Source organism: Sphingobium sp. (assembly GCF_003248505.1).
Classification (GTDB): Bacteria; Pseudomonadota; Alphaproteobacteria; order Sphingomonadales; family Sphingomonadaceae; genus Sphingobium.
The window spans coordinates 1-1,352 of record NZ_QFOA01000171.1; the positions used below are offsets into that span (position 1 = coordinate 1).

At 57.5% G+C, this 1,352-nt stretch carries 3 protein-coding genes; all 3 read left to right on the forward strand.

Annotation, left to right across the window (positions count from 1 at the left end):
* Positions 1–178, forward strand: a 178-nt coding sequence (locus tag DI606_RS20160) for a transposase (protein ID WP_293985805.1), incomplete at its 5' end; no start/stop codon positions are given.
* A 402-nt stretch (positions 179–580) separates the two neighbouring features.
* Positions 581–910: a helix-turn-helix transcriptional regulator gene (locus DI606_RS20165; RefSeq protein ID WP_066861494.1), complete on the forward strand. Its 330-nt coding sequence runs from the start codon at positions 581–583 to the stop codon at positions 908–910.
* 10 nt (positions 911–920) lie between these two features.
* Entirely contained in the window at positions 921–1,346 is a 426-nt protein-coding gene (gene arsC, locus DI606_RS20170) for an arsenate reductase (glutaredoxin) (RefSeq protein ID WP_066861499.1), read from the forward strand.
* Positions 1,347–1,352: the final 6 nt, after the last annotated feature.

The following is a 1,352-nucleotide window of genomic DNA, read 5'->3' on the forward strand; positions in this document are numbered from 1 at the left end:
ACGCAACCGTAAGCGCCCCATCCAGTATGACGAACGACGCTACAAAGATCGCTGGAGGATCGAGGCCATGTTCTGCCGCCTCAAGGACTTCCGCCGCATCGCTACCCGCTACGATAAGCTCGCCAGAAACTTCCTGTCAGCCGTAAGCCTCGCTGCCGCCGTCGCATTCTGGCTCTGAACGAGTCTCGACCCTAAGGCGACATCCCGGTGGCAGACAGGTCAATATTCGAACGTTGCGGCTATAAGTTCAGAAAAATGTGACGGGCCTCGGCCTCTTATTCTCGCTGGGCGGATAGGTCATCATCCTATGGATGGCCGTCCCAGTAGCTGCCTCCCAGCAAAGCTGTTCGTGCAAAAGGTAGATCCGACGTATCCCGTCTCTGCATAGATGCAGTGACCGGCGCCATAATTCAACAATATAGTTCAATGGTCCGGTTCGGTTCGTCGGGTTTTCAAAACAGATTGACTCTTTTACTGTGCGTCGTTGATCTAATTTCCCATCATCCTGATTTTGGTTGGTTGCATCGGATAATCACGATGCTTCATTGACGTCGCGATATCCATCGGCTAAATCCGATACATGGAAACCGATGACGCTCTCTCCATTCTTTCTGCGCTCTCGCATCCCACACGGCTTGATGCGTTTCGCGTCCTGATACGACATGAGCCTGATGGCCTGTCGACCGGCAAATTGGTTGAAGCGTCGGGGCTGACCCAGAGCACGTTCTCGACGCATCTGGCCGTGATGGCGAAGGCAGGGCTGGTGCTTTCAGAGAAGCGTGGCCGCCAACAGATCCAGCGTGCCAACCTCGCCGTGCTGCGAGGACTGATGGTCTACCTGGCCAAGGATTGCTGCCAGGGGCGCGCCGAACTGTGCGAGCCGCTTCTGGCCGAACTCACCTGCTGCTGAAGAGGCAACAATGACCGATATTGTGATCTATCATAACCCGCTTTGCGGGACCTCTCGTAATGCCCTGGCCATGATCCGCAATGCGGGCATTGAACCGCACGTAATCGAATATCTCAAGACGCCGCCCACACGCGCCTTGCTGGTCGAACTGATCGACCGCGCCGGAATGGCCCCGCGCGATCTCTTGCGCGAGAAGGGCACCCCCTATGCAGAGCTGGGCTTGAACGACACGTCGCTGTCGGACGACGCGCTGGTGGACGCGATGATGGCGCATCCGATCCTCATCAACCGCCCCCTCGTTGTGTCACCGCTCGGTGTCAAACTCTGCCGTCCTTCCGAAGCGGTGCTTGATCTGCTGCCGACAGGCCAGCTCGGCGCATTCGCGAAAGAAGATGGCGAACAGGTCGTGGACGCCTCGGGCCAGCGTATCGCCTGATGCTGC

What these genes read in the sequence shown, in the direction of transcription:
- DI606_RS20165 (WP_066861494.1), top strand. Translation starts at nt 581, where the DNA reads ATGGAAACCGATGACGCTCTCTCCATTCTTTCTGCGCTCTCGCATCCC.
- arsC (WP_066861499.1), top strand. Translation starts at nt 921, where the DNA reads ATGACCGATATTGTGATCTATCATAACCCGCTTTGCGGGACCTCTCGT.